Consider the following 23,548-nt stretch of genomic DNA (forward strand, 5'->3'; position numbering starts at 1 on the left):
CGCAGGTCTCCATCGCGGTTTCCGACCGCGATGGAGACCTGCGGGCAGTGGCGCACCCGGCCACCATGCGCCCTGACCCGCGAGACCAGGGCATTATCCTCGCCGCAGGCGATGGCGGGCAGCCCACCCACGGCACGGTAGAGGTCCGCCCGCAGGCACAGGCTCGCTGCGACGTGGTCGCCGTGCCGCGGCGCCGGATCATGGGCCGGGGGATCGAGCTGATCCTCGAGTGCGCGGACGGACGACCAGTATTCCTCGATTCTCAGGTGCAGCATGCGCAGGGCTGGGTCCTGACTCGGTGAGTCCGCCTGGAGCACGAGCCGTCCGCCTACCATTTCGGCGTTGCGCAGGGCGCGCAGGTTGGCCCGTACCCAGTCCGGCGGCGCGACCGCGTCCGCATCCGTGCTGAGAAGGACACCGTCCGTGACGCCTTCCCTGGCGAGCCACGCGACACCCTCGTCGAGGGAGCGCCGGCGCGCAGTCCCGACATGGGCCTCGGGCGCCGGGATGGCGGCCTCGATCACCCGGAGTTCCAGGCTCTCGGTGACGCCTTCGCGCACCATGCCGGCGAGTACCGCCACCGTCGCATCAGTGCAGTTGTTGGCGAGCACGACGACCCGCAGGCGGGTGCCGTCGCCGTCCCCGATCTGCGCGGCGAGGGAGCGGATCAGATGCGGCAGCGCCTCGGCCTCGTTGCGGACGGGCACGCAGACGACGGCCCGGCCGAAGGACAGGTCCGGCTCACGCATTGCTGACACGGGCCGCGATGGCCGCGCGGGCGGCGCGCTGCAACTCGATTTCGTAGAGGTCCTCGTAGCGGTCCGTCATGGTGCTGGCGTCGAAGAGGTGCTCGGCCCGGCGTCGGCAATCGGCTCGGTTCAGGCGGATGGCGCGGGTTACCGCCCGCCCGAGATCGGCCACGTCGTCGGCCTCCGCCAGCACGCCGGAGGACGCATCCAGGATGTCGGGAATGGCACCGCGCCGGAAGGCGGCAACGGGCGTTCCGCAAGCGAGAAACTCGGCAAGCACGAGGCCGAAGGGCTCCTCCCAGCGCGGCGTGCACAGGGCGACATGCGCTTCGCCGACCCGCCGGGCGAGATCGTCATGCCCGAGATGCCCGAGATAGGTGATGTCGTCGCCGAGGCGGGGCGCGATTTCGCTGTCCCAGTAGGCCGGGTTCGAGCGTGGTCCGGCAAACTTCAGGGGCAACCCGGCGGCGCGTGCGGCATCGATGGCGAGGTGCGGCCCCTTCTCCGGCACGAGGCGCCCCATCCAGATGGCGTGGGGGGCGCCCACCGGCCGTGCGGAATACGCGAAGGCGTCGAGGTCGATGCCGTTGCCGATCACCTGCGGCTCGCCAATCAGATCACGCCACTCCCGCGCCAGGGAGGGCGACACGGCCGCGAAGGTCATGTCGCGGGCTCTGGCCCGGACGCCCCTCACGAAGGGCTCGAAGGGAGGTGTATGCAGTGCGGTCACCATCGGCACCGCGAGTTCGCCGGCCCGGAGCAGCGGCAGATAGTGCAAGCTGTTGTTGTGCACGAAATCGTAGCCGCCGGCAGCGACCGCATCCATGATCCGCACATAGGCCGCGTGCTCGGCGGCGTCGATCCGAGCCTCGGATACGTCGTCGAAGGCGCAGCCAGTGGGGGCGCAGACCGAAACCAGATCGAATTCCCCGCCAGAGCCCTCCGAGGCGTAGAGCGTGACCGCGTGGCCTCGAGCCTGAAGTGCGGATGCGAGCAAATGCGTATGCATCTCCAACCCTCCCGAGAACGGTTGAGCGATCGGGAACTTGAGATGCGCGATGATGGCGATCTTCACGGGATACGGATCACGGACGTTCGAGAAGAGGGAGGCGCCGGGCAGTTCGAAGACCCAGCGGCGAGCGCCGATGCCAGGGAGCATCGACGCAGTCACGAGGCCATCTCAATCCACAACGTAACGTGAACAAATGCGTGGCTTCTGCGTCTTGGTGTATCACGAACCAAACTTCGCCACGACGAGAAACGAAGTTTGTGTCGTGTTCACCGCGGTCAGCCTCACGCGGTGCGATGCTTCCGTGTTCATAGTGACGCCGCTGTGGAGCACGTGTCGTTCCTCATGATCTCCAAAGGAACGGCGGCGCTCGACGTGGGAGGCTTTCGCCATCACGCGGATGCGAGGCTTAAGTGATGGTAAATATTGCGTACGGACTGACAAGCGTATTCTAACGATACGACTGGACAATCATCGGATTTATAAGGCTACAGGCTCACCTGAGAAGTCTGACAGATCTACTCGGCCTTTTCCCGTCGGGCTCCCTATCCATCGCAGTCCCCCACTCTCGGCGGCACTGCCGATTGCCGGTAGAAGCATGACGGGTCGACGGTCGAGGCCGGTTCGATCGGCACCGGCTTGTCCATCGCCAAGCTGAAGGCTCCTGACTCTAAAGGTGCGCGTAGCTAGATGGTTTCGAGTCGAAAAACTTCCTGAACCAATGTTGTGAGGCAGAGAGGAAGGAACTCCCTGGCTTCCCAGAAGATCACGAATAATTGATTTTGTGAAAAATTACCGAACGCAGGAATGATGTGGCATTTCCGCTGCACTTGCATGGTTTGACTGAATTAATGCATTTGCGTCAGAGCCGAATGTGAAGGCCGCGTGCTTGTTTAACTGATTTTTTCATATTCAACAAAATTCATTTTTATGTTATCTGGTATCACATATTTTCTGCACTTCATTTATCCGAGCGCATGAATTTTGCGGCAATTAATTTTATTATACTAATACCGGATCTTATCATGTTTGGTCTATTTCTTATCACTGCTCAATTATTGCCACGCCCTTATCAATCCGCCATCCGAGGATTGGTCTCAATAAACGACTTGTTTTCAATTGAGGCGTACGTATCGCGTGGGGAGGTACCGTGGCTTCATGCAACAGAGCGCCATCTTTCTGCTGACGGACCGACCGGATCGAAGCGCCGCGCTGGAAACGTTGATCAGGACGATCGGACCCTGCGAGGTGTTCGCGACCGGCGAGGACCGGGCTGTTCGCGCTGCGCCCCGTGCCGTCGTTTCCGATCTGACTCTGAGCCGGCGCGAGGCCGTGAATCGCGTGCGCGCGCTCGTGCCTCACGGAAAGGCCGCCACGATCCCGCTCCTCTGCCTGCTGCGCTCGACCTCCGACCAGGACCTCCGTATGGCGCGCGATCTCGGCGCGACCGTCTGCTTCCCGGCCTATACGGCGCCGCACATCGTCGTTCAGGCGCTCCTCGATCAGATCGCCTCGCCTGAGTCCGATTCGGTGGCCGAGCCGGTGCTTCGCGGCATCTCTCAGGCGACCGAGGTCCTCACCGGCCTGTTCGACGGCGTTCGCGACGGCGGCACGATTGACCTGCCAAGCGTCGATGCGGGGCTCGACCCGATCCTGTCCGCCGTGCGCGAGGGCGGGTTGACGCGCTGGCTCGAGACGGTCTGGACCCACGACGACGCGACCTATCAGCATTGCCTGCTCGTGGCCGGCGTGGCGGCGCAGTTCGTGCTGCACCTCGGCTTTCGCGCGGAGGATCGCGAGCATTTCGTGCGCGCCGCCCTCCTGCACGATGTCGGTAAGGCGCGCATCCCCCGCGAGATTCTGAACAAGCCGGGGCGGCTCGACGCGGACGAGACCGCGATCATGCGGCGCCACCCGGTCATCGGGTACGATATCCTGAAGGAAAGCGGCTGTGATGTCGCCACCCTCGGCGCCGTCCGCCACCATCACGAGATGCTGGACGGCTCGGGCTATCCGGATGGGCTCGTCGGCGCGGAAATCAGCGACACCGTCCGCCTGCTGACGATCTGCGACATCTACGCGGCGTTGACCGAGCGCCGTTCCTACAAGCCCCCTATGCCGGCCCGGGACGCTATCGCGATCCTGGAAGGCATGACCGGCAAGCTTGAGATGGGACTGGTCCGCCACTTTGGCGACGCGATGATCGCCGCCTGACATCCGCGCGATCGCGGGGCGCATCGAATCGGTGCCGTGGCACCGACCCGATGCGCCCGGATCTTACTCGGCGGCGTCGAGGCGCGGGCGCTCGACCGCGGTGCGCTCGCGCTTGACCAGTTCGGCGGTGAGGAACGCCACTTCGAGGGCCTGCTCCGCGTTGAGCCTGGGATCGCAGTAGGTGTGGTAGCGGTCCTGCAGGTCCTCGGCCGAGAGTGCCCGGGCGCCGCCGGTGCATTCGGTGACGTCCTTGCCGGTCATTTCCAGATGGATGCCGCCTGCGACCGTACCCTCGGCGCGGTGAACACCGAAGAAGCCCTCGATCTCCTGCATCACGCGCTCGAACGGTCGCGTCTTGTAGCCGCCGGCCGAGATCGTGTTGCCGTGCATGGGATCGCAGACCCAGACCACGTTGCGTCCCTCGCGCTCGACGGCACGAATCAGCCCCGGCAGGTGGTCGCCGACCTTGTCGGCGCCGAACCGGCAGATCAGCGTCAGCCGCCCGGCCTCGTTGGCCGGATTGAGCTGATCCACGAGCCGGATCAGGCCCTCGGCGGACATCGACGGTCCGCATTTGAGGCCGATCGGGTTCTTGATCCCGCGAGCATATTCCACGTGGGCGTGGTCCGGCTGCCGCGTGCGGTCGCCGATCCACAGCATGTGGCCCGAGGTGGCGTACCAGTCGCCGCTCGTCGAATCGACGCGGGTGAGCGCCTCCTCGTAGCCGAGCAGCAGGGCCTCGTGGCTCGTGTAGAAATCCGTCGTTCGGACTTCCTGGTGCGTCTCCGGGTTGATGCCGATGGCCCGCATGAAGTCGAGCGTCTCGGTCATCCGCTCGGCGCAGTCGGCGTAATGCGAGGATTGGGGCGAATCCTTCACGAAGCCGAGCATCCAGCGGTGCGAGTTCTCCAGGTTGGCGTAGCCGCCGGTGGCGAAGGCGCGCAGGAGGTTGAGCGTCGCCGCCGATTGGCGGTACGCCTCGAGCTGACGGCGCGGATCGGGCACCCGCGCCTCTTCCGTGAAGGTAAGCCCGTTGACGATGTCGCCGCGGTAGCTCGGCAGCGTCACGCCCCCAATCGATTCGGTGGGCGAGGAACGCGGCTTGGCGAACTGTCCGGCGATGCGGCCGACCTTCACCACGGGCGAACCGCCCGCGAAGGTGAGAACGAGCGCCATCTGCAGGAACACGCGGAAGAAATCGCGGATGTTGTCGGCCGAATGCTCGTCGAAGCTCTCGGCGCAGTCTCCGCCCTGAAGGAGGAAGGCGTCGCCGGTAGAGACACGGGCCAGCGCCGACTTCAGCTTGCGCGCCTCACCTGCAAAAACCAGCGGCGGAAAGCTCGCGAGCTGCGACTCGACCGATTCAAGGGCGGCGGGATCCGGATAGGCGGGCACCTGCTGGATCGGCAGGTTTCGCCAGGTCTTCGGTGTCCAACGCTCGGCCATGGTCGTCTCCGTTCCGCCTTTCGGTCGGCTCCGCGCAGGCGGAAGGCCCCACGGAGAAGGGCGGCTTATAGAGCGGTTCTCTGGCGGATGCGAGAGAGGGCCGGAAGCTGACAGGCATTCGCGCGACGCTCGGCATCCCGCCTTGGCTGGATCGACCGGCGATCCCAACTCCACACGCTACGAAGTCCCGCGTGGATGCGTTCAGTCTCCGGCGGGATCTCCGTCCTCGATGGCGATGCCATGCTCGGAGAGGATCCAGAAGATCGCCTCCAGGTCCTCGGCGGTCACGTCACGCGGGGGCAGCGCCTCCTCCAGGTCCTCGTAGGTCAGGCGACGCTGCCGCTGCGCCTCGGCCTTGGCCAGAAGTACGTCCACCACCAGGCGCATGTCGTCGGGCAGCCCGTCGTGGCTCGGGCTCCGATCGTTCGAGACCGGATGCAGCGCTTGCGCGAGCATCCGGTCGATGATGGCCTGGCGGCGCTCATGGGCGTCGCGGTCATGGGCGTCGTCGGAGCGTTCCATGCTCCGATTATGGGTCGGTGGCGCCGGCCGTCGAGGGGAGTGGCTCCGGAAAACCGCGCCGGCGTCAATCGGCGACGGCGATCGGCGTCCCCTTCCGGATACGCACCGGGATTGCCTTGGCGGCCGGCGTCATGGCCTGCGCGTCGTAATGCCAGAGCGGAATCAAGGCGTTGAGTTCGGGGTAGTAGCCGCCGACATTACCCTCGGGAATGTTGTACTGGATCACCCGCAGGCCGCTGACCTCCCGCACGAATTCGTCGTCGGCCTCGGCGGAGAGATCCACGGTCTCGCCATCGCTGAGCCCGAGCCGCTCCACGTCGTTGACGTTCATGAACAGCACCATCCGGGTGCCCTTCACGCCACGGAAGCGATCGTCGTAGCCGTAGACGGTGGTGTTGAACTGGTCGTTGGAGCGCAGCGTGATCAGGTCGAGCACGTCGCGGCGATTGCTGCGCATGTCCGGGTCGGCCTCCAGCCCGCCCGGGACGGTGAAATTGGCTTTGCCGGTCTCCGTATCCCACTTGCGGTCGCGGGCCGCGAGGGGCTTGTGCAGGCCGCCGGGCTGGAACATCCGTCCGTTCAGATCGTGGAACACGTCCGGATAGGTCGCTTCGATCGCGTCGCGGACACGGGCGTAGTCCCCGACCCAGCCGTCCCAATCCACCTTCGGGTTCGGCGGCAGCAGGGCCTTGGCCATTTCGGCGACGATCCAGGGCTCCGACCGCACCCCGTCGCTGACGGGCTTGGTCTGGCCACGCGAGCCGTGGAAGCAGGAGGTCGAATCCTCCATCGAGACCGCCTGTGGTCCGCTCGCCTGCACGTCGACCTCGATGCGTCCGAGGCAAGGGAGGATGTAAGAGACCGCGCCATGGACGAGATGCGAGCGGTTGAGCTTGGTCGAGATCTGCACCGAGAGGCGTAAGGCGCGCCAAGCCTCCTCCATGCGGACCGTATCGGGCACGGCACGGACGAAATTGCCCCCGAGACCGATGAACGCCTTCACATCGCGGGAGATGATGCCCTCGCAGGCCTCGACGGTGTTGTGGCCCTTCTCTCGCGGCGGCTCGAACCCGTAGAGTTCCTTCAACTTGTCCAGCGGCGCCAGTTCCGGCTTCTCCGTGATGCCGACGGTGCGCTGACCCTGCACGTTGGAATGCCCGCGCACCGGGCAGAGGCCGGCCCCAGGGCGGCCGACATTGCCGCGCAGGAGCATGAGGTTGACGAGCATCTGCACGCCCTCGGTGCCACGGCGGTGCTGCGTGAGGCCCATGCCGTAAACCGCGATCACCGAACGAGCGCGCCCATAGACGGTGGCGGCCGCTTCCAGCGCTTCGCGGGTCAGCCCCGAGCGCGCCTCGATCTCCGCCCAGCCCTGGGAATCGCAGAAGGCGACGAACTCGCGGAAGCCGTGCGTGTGCTCCGCGATGAAATCGACGTCGAGGATGCGCGGGCGCCCGACCTCCATGGCCTCGCGGTCGGCGGCGATCAGGACCTTGCACATCCCGGTGATCGCCGCGAGGTCTCCGCCCGCCTTGACCTGATGGTACTGCGTCGAGATCTCGGTCGAGGTCCGCGTCAGCATCTCGGTCGGCGATTGCGGGTTGGTGAAGCGCTCGAGGCCGCGCTCCCGCAGCGGGTTGAAGGTGATGATCGGAACGCGCCGCTTCCGTGCCTCCTGCAGGGGGTGGAGCATGCGGGGGGCGTTCGATCCGACATTCTGGCCGAAGAACAGGATCAGATCGGTGGACTCGAAGTCCTCCAGGATCGTGGTGCCGACCGGCGACCCGATCGACGATTTGAGGCCGACCGAGGTCGGCTCGTGGCACATGTTCGAGGAATCGGGCAGGTTGTTGGTGCCGTGCATGCGCGCCATCAGCGCGTACATGTACGATGTCTCCAGGGAAGCACGGCCCGACGTGTAGTAGACCACCGCATTCGGATCGAGGGCGCGCAACTCGCGGCCGATCTCGGCGAACGCGTCTTCCCACGTCACCGGCATGTAGCGGTCGCTGGCCGGGTCGTAGCGGAGCGGGTGGGTCAGCCGGCCCTTCTCTTCGAGGGCGTAGTCCGTCCAGGTGAGAAGTTCGGTCACCGAATGGCGGGCGAAGAAATCCGGCCCGACGCGCTTGGCAGTCTGCTCCCAGACGGTCGCCTTGGCGCCGTTCTCGCAATATTCGAAGGTATTGGGCTTGGCCGGCTTCGACCAGGCGCAGGACGTGCACATGAAGCCGTCGGGCTTGTTCTGCTTCAACAGCAGGGCCGCGCCCGAGACCGGAATCTGCTCTCGCGTCAGGATCTCGGCCAGGGAGCCTGCCGAACCCCAGCCCCCCGCCGGGCCCTCATAGGGTTCGATCTTGGGTTCGGCCATCGGCTTGGTCATGCGCGGGTCCAGACGTGAGTCGTGTCAGGACGGCAATCATGCGCGGGGCCGGCGTGTTCCGGACTGCGACCGCGCGGCAGTCGCAGTCCGGGCGGACGTCGCGTCAGCGCGGCAGGATGCTCGCGCCCATCAGGGCTTCGTCGATGGAGCGCGCCGCCTGCCGGCCCTCGCGGATGGCCCAGACCACGAGGGACTGGCCCCGGCGCATGTCGCCGGCCGCGTAGATCTTCTCGTTCGAGGTGCGGTAGTCGAGCTCGTTGGCCGTGACGTTGCCGCGCTTGTCCATGGTGACACCGGACTCTTCGAGGAGGCCCTTGCGCACCGAACCCGCGAAGCCGATCGCCAGGAACACGAGGTCGGCCGGCAGGACGAACTCGCCGCCTGGGATCGGCTGGCGCTTCTCGTCGACGCGGGTGCAGACCACGCCTGTCAGCTTGCCCTTCTTGCCCTCAAGCCGAAGGGTGGCCGCCTGGAACTCGCGCTCGGCACCCTCGGCTTGGCTGGAGGAGGTCCGCATCTTGGTAGGCCAGTACGGCCAGACCGAGAGCTTGTCCTCGCGCTCCGGCGGGCGCGGGCGGATGTCGAGCTGCGTCACCGACAGGGCGCCCTGGCGGAACGAGGTCCCGACGCAATCCGAGGCGGTGTCGCCGCCGCCGATGACAACCACGTTCTTGGCGGTGGCCAGGATCGGCGCCTCGCCGTTGCCCGGCATCGGCTCGGCGCCGACCCGACGGTTCGACTGCACGAGGAACGGCATGGCGTAGTGCACGCCGACCAGATCCTGGCCGGGAAGCTGCGGGTTGCGCGGGTCCTCGGCGCCGCCCGCGAACAGCACCGCGTCGAACTCGGCGGTGAGTTCATCGAGCGGCTTGGTCACCCCGACATTGACGCCGTAGTGGAAGCGGACGCCCTCGGCTTCCATCTGCTTCACGCGCCGGTCGATGTGGCGCTTCTCCATCTTGAAGTCGGGGATGCCGTAGCGCAGCAGGCCGCCGGCTTTCGGCTCGCGCTCGAACACGTGGACCTCGTGACCGACGCGGGCGAGCTGCTGCGCCGCCGCCATGCCGGCCGGGCCGGAGCCGATCACCGCGACCTTCTTGCCGGTCTTGTGCTCGGCCGGCTCGGGCTTGACCCAGCCGTTGTTCCAGGCCCGGTCCGCGATGGCCTGCTCGATGGTCTTGATCGCCACCGGCTGGTTCTCAAGATTCAGCGTGCAGGCCTCCTCGCAGGGCGCGGGGCAGATGCGGCCGGTGAATTCCGGAAAGTTGTTGGTGGAGTGCAGGTTGCGCGCGGCCTCCTGCCAGTCCGACTGGTAGACGAGTTCGTTCCAATCCGGGATCTGGTTGTGAACCGGGCAGCCGGTATCGCCGTGGCAGAACGGAATGCCGCAATCCATGCAGCGGGCCGCCTGCTTCTTCAGGTCATGCTCGTCGAGCGGCAGCGTGAACTCGCGGAAGTGCCGCACGCGATCGGCGGCAAGCTGATACTTCTGCTCCTGCCGGTCGAATTCGAGGAAGCCCGTAACCTTGCCCATCGTCTGATCGTCTTTCGCGAGTCTGTCTGATCCGTCGCGCGGATGGCGGCCGGATCGGCCTGTTCCGCTCTCATCCAGCGGACCGGCATCTTCGCCGATCCGCCACTTCCGTCAGTGTCGCAGGCTCTATTCCGCCGCCACCGGCATCCGCGCCATCTCCATCTCGCGCAGGGCCCGGCGGTACTCTACCGGCATCACCTTGACGAACTTGGTGCGGTAGCCGGCCCAGTCGTCCAGGATCGCCTTGGCACGCGGGGAACCCGTGTACTTCAGGTGATTGGTGATGAGCTGGGACAGGCGCTCCTCGTCGTGGCCCGACATGTCGGCCAGGATGTCGACACGGCCCTTCGTTTCCAGGTCGCCGTCCTGATGGAAGCGGCGCATCAGATCGTCCTCCTCCTCGACGGGTTCGAGATCGACCATGGAGAGGTTGCAGCGGGCCGAGAACGAGCCGTCCTCGTCGAGCACGTACGCGATGCCGCCCGACATGCCGGCCGCGAAGTTGCGTCCGGTCTCGCCGATCGACACGACGACGCCGCCGGTCATGTACTCGCAACCGTGGTCGCCCATGCCTTCGACCACCGCGATGGCGCCGGAATTGCGCACCGCGAAGCGCTCGCCGGCAGAACCGCGGATATAGGCCTCGCCCGCGATGGCCCCGTACAGCACGGTGTTGCCGGCCATGATCGTGTGCGATCCGGGAGCCTTGAGAGCGTCGGACGGGCGGATGATCAGCTTGCCGCCCGAGAGGCCCTTGCCGACGTAATCGTTGGCATGGCCCGTCAGCGCCAGGGTGACGCCCGCCGCAAGCCAAGCGCCGAAGCTCTGGCCGGCGGTGCCGGAGAGTTCGACCCGGATGGTGTCGTCGGGCAAACCCTCGTGGCCGTAGCGCTTGGCCACGGCTCCGGACAGCATGGCGCCCGCCGTGCGATCCGAGTTCTTGATCACGTCCTGCAGCACGACCGGCTCGCCGCCGTCGAGGGCCGACTGCGCGCCGGCGATCAGGCGACGGTCGAGGACCGTGTCGATCGGGTGCTTCTGCTTCTCGGTGTGGCGGATCGCGACGTGCGCGGGCACCTCCGGACGGTGGAACAGCTTCGAGAAGTCGAGGCCGCGCGCCTTCCAGTGGTTGATCACCTCCAACGTGTCGAGGAAGTCGGCCCGGCCGATGAGGTCTTCGAGCTTGGTGAAGCCCATCGACGCCATCAGTTCGCGCAGCTCCTCGGCGACGAAGAAGAAGTAGTTGATTACGTGCTCGGGCGTGCCCTTGAAGCGCTTGCGCAGGACGGGGTCCTGGGTCGCCACACCCACCGGGCATGTGTTCAAGTGGCACTTGCGCATCATGATGCAGCCGGCCGCGATCAGCGGCGCGGTGGAGAAACCGAACTGGTCGGCCCCGAGCAGCGCCGCCACGAGCACGTCGCGACCCGTGCGGATGCCGCCATCGGCCTGGAGCACGACGCGCCCGCGCAGGTGGCTCAGCACAAGGGTTTGCTGGGTCTCGGCGAGACCCGTCTCCCAGGGGCCGCCCGCGTGCTTGATCGAGGTCAGCGGCGCGGCACCCGTGCCGCCGTCGAAGCCCGAGATCGTGATGTGGTCGGCCCGTGCCTTGGCGACGCCCGTCGCAACCGTGCCGACCCCGACCTCGGAGACGAGCTTCACCGAGACGTCGGCTTCGGGATTCACGTTCTTCAGGTCGAAGATCAGCTGAGCCAGATCTTCGATCGAGTAGATGTCGTGGTGCGGCGGCGGCGAGATCAGACCGACGCCCGGGGTGGCGTAGCGGACCTTGGCGATCTTGGCGTCGACCTTGTGGCCGGGTAGCTGGCCGCCCTCGCCGGGCTTGGCGCCCTGCGCGACCTTGATCTGCATCATGTCGGAATTGACGAGGTACTCCGTCGTCACGCCGAAGCGGCCTGACGCAACCTGCTTGATGGCCGACCGACGCGAGCGCCCGTCCGCCATCGGCTTGAAGCGCTCGACCTCCTCGCCGCCCTCGCCCGAGTTCGAACGGCCGCCGAACGAGTTGACCGCGATGGCCAGCGTCTCGTGCGCTTCCTTCGAGATTGAGCCGTAGGACATGGCGCCCGTGGCGAAGCGCTTAACGATGTCGGCCGCCGGCTCGACCTCATCGATCGTCACCGGCGCACGGCCGAGTTCTTCCGCCTGCTTGATGCGGAACAGGCCCCGGATGGTCTTGAGGTGGTTTTCCTGCTGGTTCACCAGCCGGGCGTATTCGCGGTAGCGGTCGGGCAGGCCGAGGCGAACCGCGTGCTGCAGCGTCGCCACCGAATCCGGCGTCCAGGTGTGACTCTCGCCGCGCAGGCGGTAGGCGTACTCGCCGCCGACGTCGAGGGCGGTCCGGTAGATCGGCGCGTCGCCGAAGGCGTCGGCGTGACGCCGTGCGGTCTCCTGCGCGACCTCGGCCATGCCGATGCCCTCGATGGTCGTGGCCGTGCCGAAGAAGTCACGTGCGACGAAGGACGAATTCAGGCCGATGGCGTCGAAGATCTGCGCGCCGCAATAGGACTGATAGGTCGAGATGCCCATCTTGGACATGACCTTCAGCAGGCCCTTATCGATCGACTTGATGTAGCGGTAGACGATCTCGTCCGGCGTCAGGTCCGGCGGGAACTCGTCCTTCATCGCGATGAGGGTCTCGAAGGCGAGATAGGGGTTGATCGCCTCGGCGCCGTAGCCGGCCAGACACGCGAAGTGATGCACCTCGCGGGGCTCGCCCGACTCGACCACGAGGCCGACCGAGGTGCGCAGGCCCTTGCGGATCAGGTAGTTGTGAACGGCGGCCGTCGCCAGCAACGCCGGAATCGCGATGCGATCCGGGCCGACGCCGCGGTCCGACAGGATGATGATGTTGTAGCCGCCGCGCACCGCGACCTCGGCCCGGTCACAGAGACGGTCGACCGCGCCCTCCATGGCCGCCGCACCCGTCTCGGCCGGGAAGGTCATGTCCAGGGTCTTGGTGTCGAAGCGGTCCTCGAAGTGGGAGATCGAGCGGATCTTCTCGAGATCGCCGTTGGTCAGGATCGGCTGGCGGACTTCGAGGCGCTTCTTGCGCGACGCCCCCTCCATGTCGAGCAGGTTCGGGCGCGGCCCGATGAACGAGACGAGGCTCATCACGGCCTCCTCGCGGATCGGATCGATCGGCGGGTTCGTGACCTGTGCGAAGTTCTGCTTGAAGTAGGAATAGAGCGACTTCGGCTTGTCCGAGAGCGCCGAGAGCGGCGTGTCGGTGCCCATGGAGCCGACCGCTTCCTGGCCGGTGACGGCCATCGGCGCCATCAGCAGCTTGAGGTCTTCCTGGCTGTAGCCGAAGGCCTGCTGGCGATCGAGGAGCGACACGTCCGAGCGCGAGGCGCGCGGGATGACGGGCTTCAGGTACTCCAGCACGATCTGGGTGTTCTTGACCCATTCGGCATAGGGATGCGCGGCGGCAAGCTCGCTCTTGATCTCCTCGTCGGAGACGATCCGCCCCTTCTCTAGGTCGATGAGCAGCATGCGGCCCGGCTGGAGGCGCCAGGACTCGACGATCTTCTCGTCGGGGATCGGCAGCACGCCCATCTCTGAGGCCAGCACCACGAGGCCGTCGTCGGTGACGAGGTAGCGTGCGGGGCGCAGGCCGTTGCGATCGAGGGTCGCGCCAATCTGGCGCCCGTCGGTGAAGCAAACGGCGGCCGGGCCGTCCCACGGCTCCATCAGCGCGGCGTGGTATTCGTAGAAGGCGCGGCGCTCCTCGCTCATCAGCGGATTGCCGGCCCAGGCCTCGGGGATGAGCATCATCATCGCGTGGGCGAGCGAGTAGCCGCCCTGCACGAGGAACTCGAGGGCGTTGTCGAAGCAGGCGGTGTCGGACTGGCCCTCGTAGGAGATCGGCCAGAGCTTCGAGATGTCGTTGCCGAACAGCTCGGAATCGACGCTCGCCTGACGGGCTGCCATCCAGTTGACGTTGCCCCGCAGGGTGTTGATCTCGCCGTTATGCGCGACCATCCGGTAGGGGTGCGACAGGCGCCAGGTCGGGAAGGTGTTGGTGGCAAAGCGCTGGTGAACCAGGGCCAACCCCGAAACGAAGCGCTCGTCCTGCAGGTCGCGATAGTATTCGCCGAGCTGATCGACCAGGACCATGCCCTTGTAGACGATGGTCCGGGTCGAGAGGGAGACCGGATAATAGGTGCCCGTGCGCTCGTCCTTGAGACCGTAGACCTTGTTCGAGATGACCTTGCGGGCGGTGAACAGCCGACGCTCGAAAGCGTCCTCGTCCGCCACGCTGGTGGGACGGCCGATGAAGATCTGCCGATGGCACGGCTCGGTCTCTTTGACCATCACCCCGAGGTCGCTCGGATCGACCGGCACGTCGCGCCAGCCAAGGAAGGGCAGGCCTTCGTCAGCCAGCGCCTTCTCCACGATATCCTCGACAAGGCGGCGGCCCTCTGCGTCCTTCGGCATGAAGAACTGGCCGACGCCGTAATGGCCGGGCTCCGGCAGGGTGATGCCGAGGGCCTCGCACTCTGCCTTGAAGAAGGCGTGCGGGATCTGAACGAGGATGCCGCAGCCGTCGCCCATCTTCGGATCGGCGCCGACGGCGCCACGATGGTCGAGGTTCTTCAGGATCTGGAGACCCTGCTGGACGATGGCGTGGGTGCGGCGGTCGTGCATGTCGGCGACGAAGCCGACGCCGCAGGCATCGCTCTCGCGGGCCGGGTCGTAGAGGCCCTGGGCTTTGGGCATAGCCACATCGCGCACGATCAGCGGCGCGGTGCCGTCGCGGGTGGCGGGAACCGACGCCTGGAGCGCCCCGAACTCAGACAATGCGACCACGTCCACCATCCTTCGCCTTCGACCTGCCCGCATGCGAGCATGTTTCATGCCCAGGGGCCAAGGGGCCACCGGGTTTCGCGTCTCTCGACAGCGTCGGCTCTAAGCGGGTTCTTCGGTCAGAAGCGCCCGCTCCTCGCGGGCTCGACGCCGGCTTGGGTTTAAGCCGTGCGGGCCCGGATCGCCATATTGGCGACCGGCTTCGAATCTCGTTTGGTCGCCGGCAACGTCACCTGAGCGAGATCCCCACAGCCATCCGCGCAGGCGTCCTGCCGGAAATGGGACAGCCTTGCTGTCCTACCGGTGGAAAGTGACAGATTCTAATCGTTCCAGCAAGGGTGTGCCGGGACGCACATTGCGGTTTTCCAGCGCCTCGCCCCATCGAACGAACGCGATGTTGCCGCAGCCCCTCCGCGAGCGGAAATCCGCGCGGTCGGTCCGCCCGCCAATTCCGCCACGTCCGGCCCGCAATCTTGCCCCATTCCCACGCTCTATCGATACTGCCGAGCACAAGCGGCATGCGGGGTCGACAAAACCCGGCGGATCGTGACCGGGGGACCCGCGCCAACAGCTGGCCCCCGGACCGAACCCACTTTCGGAACCCGTCATCCATGGCTTTGTGTCGCAGGACGCTGATGCGCGCATTCCCGTCACGCCGTGCCTCAACTGCAGGCTCCCTGGCGCTTCTCCTCTGCCTGACTGCCCTCGGTCCCGGCACGGCGCAGGCGCAGTTTGCTTACGAGCCCGGCCTGTTCATGCCGCCGCGCGCCGTCGTCTGGCGCCTGAACGAACGCGGGTTCACCGAGGTCACGCGGCCTCGCTTCGACGGTCAGGCCTACATCGTCGAAGCCTCCAACCCCTACGGTGAGCGGGTGCGGCTGTTCGTCGACGCCCGCGATGGCCGCATTCTCGGGCGCCAGCGCCTCGACGCGCCGCCCCCCGAGATGCGCGCCCGCGTCGTACGGCGCGCGCCCGGCTATGGCTGGACCGAGGAGGATGAGGCGCCCCGGAGGCCGATCCGCGAGGCCGAGCGCATCGTTCCGCCCGCCGACATTCCGTTTCCGCAGACTCAGCCCCGCCGTCCTCCCGCCGATTTCGCCGGGCGGTCCGATCTGGCCGCGCGGCCTGATCTGGTGCCGCGCGCGGCGACGCCCTCCCGGGCCGAGCCGGCCGACCGAAATCCGATGGGCCTCAATCCGGACGCCCGGACCCCGGAGGCGCGCCCGAAGTCCGAGACGCCCCGCAAGGTGGTGCGCCTGAATCCGCCGCCGAAGCCCGCGGCCCCCCCGGCGACGCCGGAGGCCCCCAAGCTTTCCGACGTGCCCGCAGTCGCCCCTTCTCCCGAGGCGAAGCCCGGGGCAGCCAGTGCTGCGGCGCCGCCGCCCCAGGCGATGACGCCGGCCACGTCCGGCACGACTACGACGCCGGCCGCCGTGCAGCCACCGCCGGATAAGGCGGCCCAGAACTGGAAGGACGTACCGGCGGACGCCAAGCGTCCCGTCCGGGTGATCGGCGGCGCCACGATCGTGCCCGGCACGACCGCGAAGGACGCCGACAAGGACTGAACGTCCGACGCTTGAATGGATCGAAGGCCCGCGCGGACCACCGAGCGGGCCCTCGGTCTTTTTTAGCCCGAGCCGATGCCTCAGCCGGCGTCGCTGGCGCCGGCGCCCTGCAGGTGCGGGTCGCGCGTGCCGGCACGAACGGGGCTGTCGGCCTGTGGTGCATCCTGGACAGCCCGGAGCGCGAGGGGATCGAGACCGCTCACCGGGTTCGGGCCATAGGCCTCCAGGGCGGCGCGCATCTTCGGTGTCCAGAACGCGACGATGTGCTTGTGAATGCCGGCCACAGCTTCCTCTTCCGGATAGGAGCGGAAAAAGGTGGCGATCTGGTTGGCCATGCGAACCAGCTTCTCGTCGGACGTCAGGGCGCTCATGGATTCGAATATCTCTTTGGCGGGGACGGGTCTCGCGCGGGGGCTAGGCATGCGCCGGTAGATCGAGACGTTCGCGGCCGGTGAAGACCGTGAGGGTATCCGAGCGGGCGATGGCGCAGAGCGTCATGCCGTGCAGGCGAGCCCGGTCGATGGCGAGCGAGGTCGGGGCCGAGATTGCCACCAGCACCGTGGCGCCGAGGCTCGCGGCCTTCTCGACCATCTCGAACGAGCAGCGACTGGTGATGACGACGAAGCCGTCCGCCGGGTCGGTGCCGCGCCGGATCAGGGCGCCGATCAGCTTGTCGAGGCCATTATGGCGCCCGACATCCTCGCGCAGCGCCACCAGGCTCCCGTCGAGGTCCGCCCAGGCCGCGGCATGGACCGCTCGGGTCTCGGCATTCAGGACCTGTGCGTCGCCCATGGCGAGTAATGCCCGCTGGATCGCCGCGATGGTGACCCGCTTCGCCCCGTGCAGGGGCGCCTCCGCCTTCGGCAAGGCGGCGAGATCGTCGATCCCACAGACCCCGCAGCCGGTGCGGCCCGACATGGCCCGCTTACGCGCCAGGTGCTCGCGCAGACGTCCGGGCACGAGGTCGACGAGGAGGCGCATACCCCCCTCCGCCGCGTCCGCCTCGACCTCGACCGAACGGATCTCGTCGGCCGAGGCGACGATGCCCTCCGTCAGGCTGAAACCGTACGCGAAGTCCACGAGGTCGGCCGGCGTCGTCATCATCACCGCGTAGGGCACGGTGCCGTAGACGAGGTTGACCGGCATCTCGACGGCCAGGGGGCGTGTACCGTCCCGGGGCTGCGGATCATCGTAGGCGACGACCAGGGTGGGGACGCGCCGGGCGGTTTCGACCGTCGCGTCTCCTGTTTCTGCCGTCAGGCTGTCTTGATCATTCGGCCGCATTCAGCTGGGTCGCAATCCGGGTCAACGAGAAATCCTCCTCGAAGAACCGCGCCTGCCAGTCGGAGGGGCGGTTCGTCCGCCGGACCTGCACCGCCGTGACCTTGTACTCGGGGCAGTTGGTGGCCCAATCCGAGTAGTCGGTGGTGATCACGTTGGCGCCGGTCTTGGCGTGGTGGAAGGTCGTATACACCACGCCGGGCTGCATGCGCTCGGACACGATGGCCTTCAGGGCGATGTCGCCCGAGCGGCTCTCCAGGGCGACGAGATCGCCGTCCACGATACCGCGTACCTCGGCGTCGAAGGGGTGGATCTCCAGCACGTCCTCCTCGTGCCAGCGCGAGTTCTCCGTGCGGCGGGTCTGCGCGCCGACATTGTACTGCGACAGGATGCGGCCGGTGGTGAGGATGAGCGGGAAGCGCGGGCCGGTGCGCTCCTCGGTGGGCACGTACTCGGTGATCATGAACTTGCCGAGGCCCCGCACGAAGCGGTCCACGTGCATCATCGGGGTACCGCGTGGCGCAGCCTCGTTGCACGGCCACTGGATCGAGCCGAGTTCGTCGAGCTTGGCGAAGCTGACGCCCGCGAAGCTCGGGGTCAGGGACGCGATCTCGTCCATGATCTCGCTGGGGTGGCTGTAGTTCATCGGATAACCGAGGGCGTTCGAGAGCAGCATCGTGCCCTCCCAGTCGCCGACGCCGGAAAGCGGCGGCATCACCTTGCGCACGCGGGAGATGCGGCGCTCAGCGTTGGTGAAGGTGCCGTCCTTCTCCAGGAACGACGCGCCCGGCAGGAAGACGTGGGCGTACTTCGCGGTCTCGTTGAGGAAGATGTCCTGGATGACGATGCATTCCATCGCCATCAGGCCGGCGGTGACGTGGTGCGTGTCCGGGTCGGACTGGGCGATGTCCTCGCCCTGGATGTACATGCCCTTGAAGGCGCCATCGACGGCTTCGTCCAGCATGTTGGTGATGCGCAGGCCCGGATGCTGGTCGAGGGAGACGCCCCAGAGCGATTCGAAGGTCTCGCGGGTGGCGTCGTCCGAGACGTGGCGGTAGCCCGGCAGCTCGTGCGGGAACGAGCCCATGTCGCAGGAGCCCTGGACGTTGTTCTGACCACGCAGCGGGTTCACGCCGGCGCCCAGCATGCCGATGTTGCCCGTGGCCATGGCGATGTTGGCCATGCCCATGACCATGGTCGAGCCCTGGCTGTGCTCGGTGACGCCGAGACCGTAATAGATGCCGGCGGCGCCACCCTTGGCATAGAGACGCGCGGCGGCGCGAAGCTCGAGCGGATCGATGCCCGTATAGGTCGCCTGTGCCTCGGGGGAGTGGCGCTCGTCGGCCACGAAGCGGGCCCAGGCCTCGAAGTCACCGAGGTCGCAGCGCTCGCGCACGTACGCCTCGTCGACGAGACCTTCGGTGACGATGACGTGCGCCATCGAGTTGATGAAGGCGACGTTCGAGCCGGGCTTCAGCGGCAGGTGGTGATCGGCCTTGATGTGGGGCGACTTCACGAGGTCGATCTTGCGCGGATCGGCGACGATGAGTTTGGCGCCCTCGCGCAGGCGCTTCTTCATGCGCGAGGCGAAGACCGGGTGGCCATCGGTGGGGTTGGCGCCGATGACCAGGATCACGTCGGAATGCGCCACGGAGGCGAAGTCCTGCGTGCCGGCCGAAGTACCGAGCGTCGACATCAGGCCGTAGCCGGTGGGCGAATGGCAGACGCGGGCGCAGGTGTCGACGTTGTTGTTGCCGAAAGCCGCGCGCACCAGCTTCTGGACGAGGTAGGCCTCCTCGTTGGTGCAGCGGGACGAGGTGATCCCGCCGACGGAATCCTTGCCGTACTTCGCCTGGATGCGCTTGAACTCGCTGGCCGCCCGATCGATGGCCACCTCCCACGAGACTTCCTGCCAGGGGTCCGTGATCTTGTCGCGGATCATCGGCTTGGTGATGCGGTCCTTGTGGGTGGCGTAGCCGTAGGCGAAGCGGCCCTTCACGCAGGAATGGCCCTCGTTCGCTTTGCCGCCCTTGTAGGGGACCATGCGGACGATGCGGGTGCCCTGCATCTCGGCCTTGAACGAGCAGCCGACGCCGCAATAGGCGCAGGTGGTGATCTCGGAATGGTCCGGCTGGCCGTGCTCGATGATCGACTTTTCCTGAAGCGTCGCGGTCGGGCATGCCTGCACGCAGGCACCACAGGAGACGCATTCCGAGTTCATGAAGTCTGTTGGCCCGGCGGCCACGCGGCTGTCGAAGCCGCGCCCCGAGATCGTCAGCGCGAAGGTGCCCTGCGTCTCCTCGCAGGCGCGCACGCAACGGTTGCAGACGATGCACTTCGAGGGATCGTAGGTGAAGTACGGGTTCGAGGTGTCCTTGGGCAGGTACTGCTCGGAAGTCGGCTTGACGTGGTTGGCCCCGTCGTAACCGTAGCGCACATCGCGCAGGCCCACCGCGCCGGCCATGTCCTGCAATTCGCAGTCGCCGTTGGCGGCGCAGGTCAGGCAGTCGAGGGGGTGGTCGGAGATGTAGAGCTCCATCACGCCCTTGCGGAGCTTGGCGAGCTTGTCCGTCTGGGTCGAGACCACCATCCCGTTCTCGGCCGGCGTGGTGCAGGAGGCGGGCGTACCGCGCCGGCCCTCGATCTCCACGAGGCAGAGGCGGCAGGAGCCAAAGGCTTCGAGCGAGTCGGTGGCGCAGAGCTTGGGAATCGCGGTGCCGGCATGCATGGCGGCCGCCATCACGGAGGTGCCGGCCGGGACGGTGACGCTCATGCCGTCGATGGTGAGCGTGACGGTCTGCTCGCTCAACCGGATGGGGGTGCCGTAGTCGATCTCTTTGATGAGGGCCATGGATCGCGCCTCCTTACTCGGCCGCGACGGACATCGGCCCGCGCTGCTGGAAATCCTCGGGGAAGTGGGTGATCGCGCTCATCACGGGCATCGGCGTCAGGCCGCCCATCGCGCAGAGCGAGCCGTCCGTCATCACGTCGCAGAGGTCTGCGACGACGGCCAGGTTCTCGGTGGGGCGGATACCCGCGATGACCTTGTCCATGGTCTCGACGCCGCGGGTCGCGCCGATGCGGCAAGGTGTGCACTTGCCGCAGGATTCCACGGCGCAGAACTCGAAGGCGAAGCGGGCCTGCTTGGCCATATCCACGGTGTCGTCGAACACCACGATGCCGCCGTGGCCGACGAGGCCCTTGTTGGCCGCCATCGCCTCGTAATCGAGCGGCGTATCGAGGAGGTGGTCGGGAAAATAGGCGCCGAGCGGGCCGCCGACCTGTACCGCGCGCACCGGACGCCCGCTCTGCGTGCCGCCACCGAAATCCTCGATGATCTCGCGCAGCGTGATGCCGAAGGCGTACTCGATCAGGCCGCCGCGCTTGATGTTGCCGGCGAGCTGAATCGCCAGGGTGCCGAGGGAGCGGCCCATACCGTACTCGGCATAGGCCTTGGCGCCGTGCTCCAGGATGTAGGGCACGGCAGTGAAGGTCATGACGTTGTTGACCAGGGTCGGCTGGCCGAGGAAGCCCTTCAGGGCCGGGATCGGCGGCTTGGCGCGAACGATGCCGCGACGGCCCTCCAGGCTTTCCAGGAGCGAGGTCTCCTCGCCGCAGATGTAAGCCCCCGCCCCGAGGCGGACCTCGAGATGGAAGGCCTTGCCCGAACCCATCACGTCCGGGCCGAGGACGCCGGCCTTGACGCCGTTGGCGATGGCCTCCTTCAGGGTTGCGAAGGCCTGCGGGTATTCCGAGCGCAGGTAGATGTAGCCGCGCGTGGCGCCCGTCGCGATCCCCGCGATGGTCATGCCCTCGATGAGGTTGAAGGGGTCGCCCTCCATCATCATGCGGTCGGCGAATGTACCGGAATCACCCTCGTCGGCGTTGCAGACAACGTATTTCTGCTCAGCCTGAGCGAGCATCACGGTGTTCCACTTGATGCCGGCGGGAAAGCCCGCGCCGCCGCGTCCGCGCAGACCGGACTCGCGCACCTCCGCGACGATGCCGGCGGCATCCAGCTTCAGTGCGGCCTCGAGGCCCCTGTAGCCGCCATGGGCCCGGTAATCCGCCACCGAGACCGGATCGACCACGCCGCAGCGCTGGAAGGTCAGCCGATGCTGGCGGGCGAGGTACGGGATCTCTTCCGGGGGGCCGAGGCGCAGGGGATGCGCGCCGCCCTCGAGGAGGCCCGCATCGAGCAAGCCGTCGACATCGGCCGGCGTCACCGGACCGTAGGCGATGCGGCCTTCCGGCGTCGCGACCTCGATCATCGGCTCCAGCCAGAGCATCCCGCGGGAGCCGGTCCGCACGATGGTGACGTCGAGGCCACGGCGCTCGGCGCCTGCGAACAGCGCGCGGGCGACGCGGTTCGCGCCGAGGCCCAGGGCGACGGCGTCGCGCGGAACGGTGATCGTGATGCTCACGACATCTTCTCCGTCAGGGCGGCTTCGAGGGAATCGGCGGTCAGCCGGGCCAAGGGCTCGTCGTTCACGAGGGCGCCCGGGCCATTCGCGCAGAGGCCGAGACAGTAGACGGGCTCGACGGTGACCTCGCCGTCGGCGGTCGTTCCGTGCCAGTCGACGCCGAGCCGCGCGAGGATCTGCGCATGCAGGGCGTCCGATCCCATGGCCTGGCATGCTTCGGCGCGGCAAAGCTTGACTTGATGGCGGCCGGCCGGGGCGCGGCGGAAATCGTGGTAGAAGGTGATGCAGCCGTGGACTTCGGCTCGCGACAGATTGAGTGCGTCCGCGATCAGCGGAACGGCACCCTCGTCGACGTAGCCGAAGGTATCCTGCAGGGCGTGCAGGATCGGCAGGGTCGCGCCCTCAAGGTGGACGTGTTCGGCGATGATCCCGGCGGCGCGGGGCTCGCTCCAGGGCTCGTTCGGCACCATTGTTCCTACCCAGACTCATCTTGTTCTGGTTCCAGGGTGGGATCTCGGTGCGGGATGATCAATCGTGCAGTTCCGTCGTCTGACAACGGATTTTTGTCAAACGAGGATTTCGCAACGCAAAAATTGTAAGCGACGCCGTGTTGTTTTGAGGCCGGCTCAAATTTTTCTCAAAGGAGGTCGATCATCTCGGCGATCGCCGGCGCCGCGTTGCGCGCTTCCACGATGAGCCCCGCGCAGAGCGGCGTCATCGGTTCGCGCTCCGGAACCACGAGACCGACGGAGTGGCTCAGGTCGGGATCGATGATCGGCACCGCGCGGATGCGGTCGTTCAACCGGAAGGTATCGGCGAGCACCGCCGGCATGACGCTGGCCCATTTGGCCGTGCGCACATGCGTCAGGAGCACGATCATCGAGTTCGATTCGAGGAGCGGCGCGGACTCGGTGCCGGCCTTCAGAAGCTGGCGGTCGATGATGCGCCGGTTCTGCATGTCGGGCGTCAACAGGCAGAGCGGCAGGCTGGCCACCTCGTCCCAGGTGACGGCGTCCCGGCCCCCGAACACGCCGTCGATGGCCGTCAGCAGACGGTAGCGCTCCCGATAGAGCGGGACGGCGGTGAGCCGGCCGAGGGGCTCGTTTTCCAGATAAGTGATGCCGGCGTCGATCTCGAGATCGGCGATCAGACGTCCGATCTCGCCCGAGGTCGTGGAATGCACGGAGAATCGCACGTTCGGATGCCGGGCGCGGAAGGGTGTGGTCAGGGCGGCGACGATCGGAGTCGCCGTCGGAATTGCCGCGAGCCGAAGGGTGCCGGAGAGGCCGCGCCGGAGGCTCGACACTTCCTCGCGCATGGCGCGGGCGTCTCCGACGATACGGCGCGCCCATTCCAGAACCCGCTCCCCCTCAGGCGTGAAGCCTTGGAATCGGGAGCCGCGCTGGACGAGGAGGACGCCAAGCCGTTCCTCGAGCTGTTTGACACCCGCCGATAGGGTCTGCTGCGAGACGTTGCAGGCCTGGGCCGCGCGCCCGAAATGGCGTTCGCGGGCCAGCGCCAGGATGAATTCCAGTCGATCGATCACGCGCGGACCTCGGCTTGGCGGTGCATTCCGGTATCGCGCCCCATTGGT

General features: G+C 66.9%; 15 protein-coding genes. 2 read left to right on the forward strand and 13 right to left on the reverse strand.

What is annotated here, in order from left to right:
- On the reverse strand, window positions 1-749 hold a 749-nt coding region (locus tag MFF30_RS19205), incomplete at its 3' end, for a glycosyltransferase family 2 protein (protein WP_238281091.1).
- Window positions 742-1,824, reverse strand: coding sequence for a glycosyltransferase family 4 protein (locus MFF30_RS19210; protein WP_306424594.1), 1,083 nt, complete (start codon window positions 1,822-1,824; stop codon window positions 742-744). The genes MFF30_RS19205 and MFF30_RS19210, both read right to left, overlap by 8 nt.
- A gap of 1,092 nt (window positions 1,825-2,916) precedes the next feature.
- On the opposite strand from MFF30_RS19210, the gene MFF30_RS19215 reads away from it, so the two are divergent.
- Window positions 2,917-3,972 (forward strand): HD-GYP domain-containing protein, encoded by a 1,056-nt coding sequence (locus MFF30_RS19215; protein WP_373320944.1) that lies wholly within the window; start codon window positions 2,917-2,919, stop codon window positions 3,970-3,972.
- Between the two features lie 63 nt (window positions 3,973-4,035).
- Here the strand turns inward: MFF30_RS19215 and MFF30_RS19220 are convergent, their stop codons facing one another.
- From MFF30_RS19220 to gltB, 5 genes are all read right to left on the reverse strand, one after another.
- Entirely contained in the window at window positions 4,036-5,418 is a 1,383-nt protein-coding gene (locus MFF30_RS19220; protein ID WP_238281108.1) for a class II 3-deoxy-7-phosphoheptulonate synthase, read from the reverse strand.
- Window positions 5,419-5,619: 201 nt separating this feature from the next.
- Window positions 5,620-5,940: an RNA polymerase sigma factor region1.1 domain-containing protein gene (locus tag MFF30_RS19225; RefSeq protein ID WP_238281110.1), complete on the reverse strand. Its 321-nt coding sequence runs from the start codon at window positions 5,938-5,940 to the stop codon at window positions 5,620-5,622.
- A 64-nt stretch (window positions 5,941-6,004) separates the two neighbouring features.
- Window positions 6,005-8,308 carry an FdhF/YdeP family oxidoreductase gene (locus MFF30_RS19230; RefSeq protein WP_238281230.1) on the reverse strand — a complete coding sequence of 768 codons (2,304 nt, stop codon included), beginning with the start codon at window positions 8,306-8,308 and terminating at the stop codon, window positions 6,005-6,007.
- Between the two features lie 115 nt (window positions 8,309-8,423).
- Window positions 8,424-9,854 (reverse strand): glutamate synthase subunit beta, encoded by a 1,431-nt coding sequence (locus MFF30_RS19235; protein ID WP_238281112.1) that lies wholly within the window; start codon window positions 9,852-9,854, stop codon window positions 8,424-8,426.
- Window positions 9,855-9,980: 126 nt separating this feature from the next.
- Window positions 9,981-14,597 (reverse strand): glutamate synthase large subunit, encoded by a 4,617-nt coding sequence (gene gltB, locus MFF30_RS19240; RefSeq protein ID WP_238281232.1) that lies wholly within the window; start codon window positions 14,595-14,597, stop codon window positions 9,981-9,983.
- A 722-nt stretch (window positions 14,598-15,319) separates the two neighbouring features.
- On the opposite strand from gltB, the gene MFF30_RS19245 reads away from it, so the two are divergent.
- A complete protein-coding gene (locus MFF30_RS19245) occupies window positions 15,320-16,249 on the forward strand; it encodes a hypothetical protein (RefSeq protein ID WP_238281114.1) in 930 nt (309 codons plus the stop codon).
- A gap of 80 nt (window positions 16,250-16,329) precedes the next feature.
- Here the strand turns inward: MFF30_RS19245 and MFF30_RS19250 are convergent, their stop codons facing one another.
- From MFF30_RS19250 to MFF30_RS19275, 6 genes are all read right to left on the reverse strand, one after another.
- Window positions 16,330-16,620, reverse strand: a complete 291-nt coding sequence (locus MFF30_RS19250) for a formate dehydrogenase subunit delta (protein ID WP_238281116.1) — start codon at window positions 16,618-16,620, stop codon at window positions 16,330-16,332.
- A gap of 43 nt (window positions 16,621-16,663) precedes the next feature.
- Window positions 16,664-17,533, reverse strand: coding sequence for a formate dehydrogenase accessory sulfurtransferase FdhD (gene fdhD / locus MFF30_RS19255; protein WP_238281126.1), 870 nt, complete (start codon window positions 17,531-17,533; stop codon window positions 16,664-16,666).
- Entirely contained in the window at window positions 17,520-20,381 is a 2,862-nt protein-coding gene (fdhF, locus tag MFF30_RS19260; RefSeq protein ID WP_238281128.1) for a formate dehydrogenase subunit alpha, read from the reverse strand. The genes fdhD and fdhF overlap by 14 nt, the downstream gene beginning before the upstream one ends.
- 13 nt (window positions 20,382-20,394) lie before the next feature.
- Window positions 20,395-21,954 carry a formate dehydrogenase beta subunit gene (locus tag MFF30_RS19265; protein ID WP_238281130.1) on the reverse strand — a complete coding sequence of 520 codons (1,560 nt, stop codon included), beginning with the start codon at window positions 21,952-21,954 and terminating at the stop codon, window positions 20,395-20,397.
- A complete protein-coding gene (locus MFF30_RS19270; protein ID WP_238281132.1) occupies window positions 21,951-22,424 on the reverse strand; it encodes a formate dehydrogenase subunit gamma in 474 nt (157 codons plus the stop codon). The genes MFF30_RS19265 and MFF30_RS19270 overlap by 4 nt, the downstream gene beginning before the upstream one ends.
- A gap of 167 nt (window positions 22,425-22,591) precedes the next feature.
- A complete protein-coding gene (locus MFF30_RS19275; RefSeq protein ID WP_238281134.1) occupies window positions 22,592-23,500 on the reverse strand; it encodes a LysR family transcriptional regulator in 909 nt (302 codons plus the stop codon).
- Window positions 23,501-23,548 lie beyond the last annotated feature (48 nt).

The sequence above is a fragment of the Methylobacterium goesingense genome (genome assembly GCF_022179225.1).
In the GTDB taxonomy this organism is placed as follows: Bacteria; Pseudomonadota; Alphaproteobacteria; order Rhizobiales; family Beijerinckiaceae; genus Methylobacterium; species Methylobacterium goesingense.

Bases quoted from the DNA above. Each gene is read 5' to 3' on its own strand.
- MFF30_RS19225 (WP_238281110.1), bottom strand. From the start codon at position 5,940: ATGGAACGCTCCGACGACGCCCATGACCGCGACGCCCATGAGCGCCGC.
- MFF30_RS19250 (WP_238281116.1), bottom strand. From the start codon at position 16,620: ATGAGCGCCCTGACGTCCGACGAGAAGCTGGTTCGCATGGCCAACCAG.
- MFF30_RS19230 (WP_238281230.1), bottom strand. From the start codon at position 8,308: ATGGCCGAACCCAAGATCGAACCCTATGAGGGCCCGGCGGGGGGCTGG.
- MFF30_RS19220 (WP_238281108.1), bottom strand. From the start codon at position 5,418: ATGGCCGAGCGTTGGACACCGAAGACCTGGCGAAACCTGCCGATCCAG.
- fdhF (WP_238281128.1), bottom strand. From the start codon at position 20,381: ATGGCCCTCATCAAAGAGATCGACTACGGCACCCCCATCCGGTTGAGC.
- gltB (WP_238281232.1), bottom strand. From the start codon at position 14,597: ATGCCCAAAGCCCAGGGCCTCTACGACCCGGCCCGCGAGAGCGATGCC.
- MFF30_RS19245 (WP_238281114.1), top strand. From the start codon at position 15,320: ATGCGCGCATTCCCGTCACGCCGTGCCTCAACTGCAGGCTCCCTGGCG.
- fdhD (WP_238281126.1), bottom strand. From the start codon at position 17,533: ATGCGGCCGAATGATCAAGACAGCCTGACGGCAGAAACAGGAGACGCG.
- MFF30_RS19235 (WP_238281112.1), bottom strand. From the start codon at position 9,854: ATGGGCAAGGTTACGGGCTTCCTCGAATTCGACCGGCAGGAGCAGAAG.
- MFF30_RS19270 (WP_238281132.1), bottom strand. From the start codon at position 22,424: ATGGTGCCGAACGAGCCCTGGAGCGAGCCCCGCGCCGCCGGGATCATC.
- MFF30_RS19215 (WP_373320944.1), top strand. From the start codon at position 2,917: ATGCAACAGAGCGCCATCTTTCTGCTGACGGACCGACCGGATCGAAGC.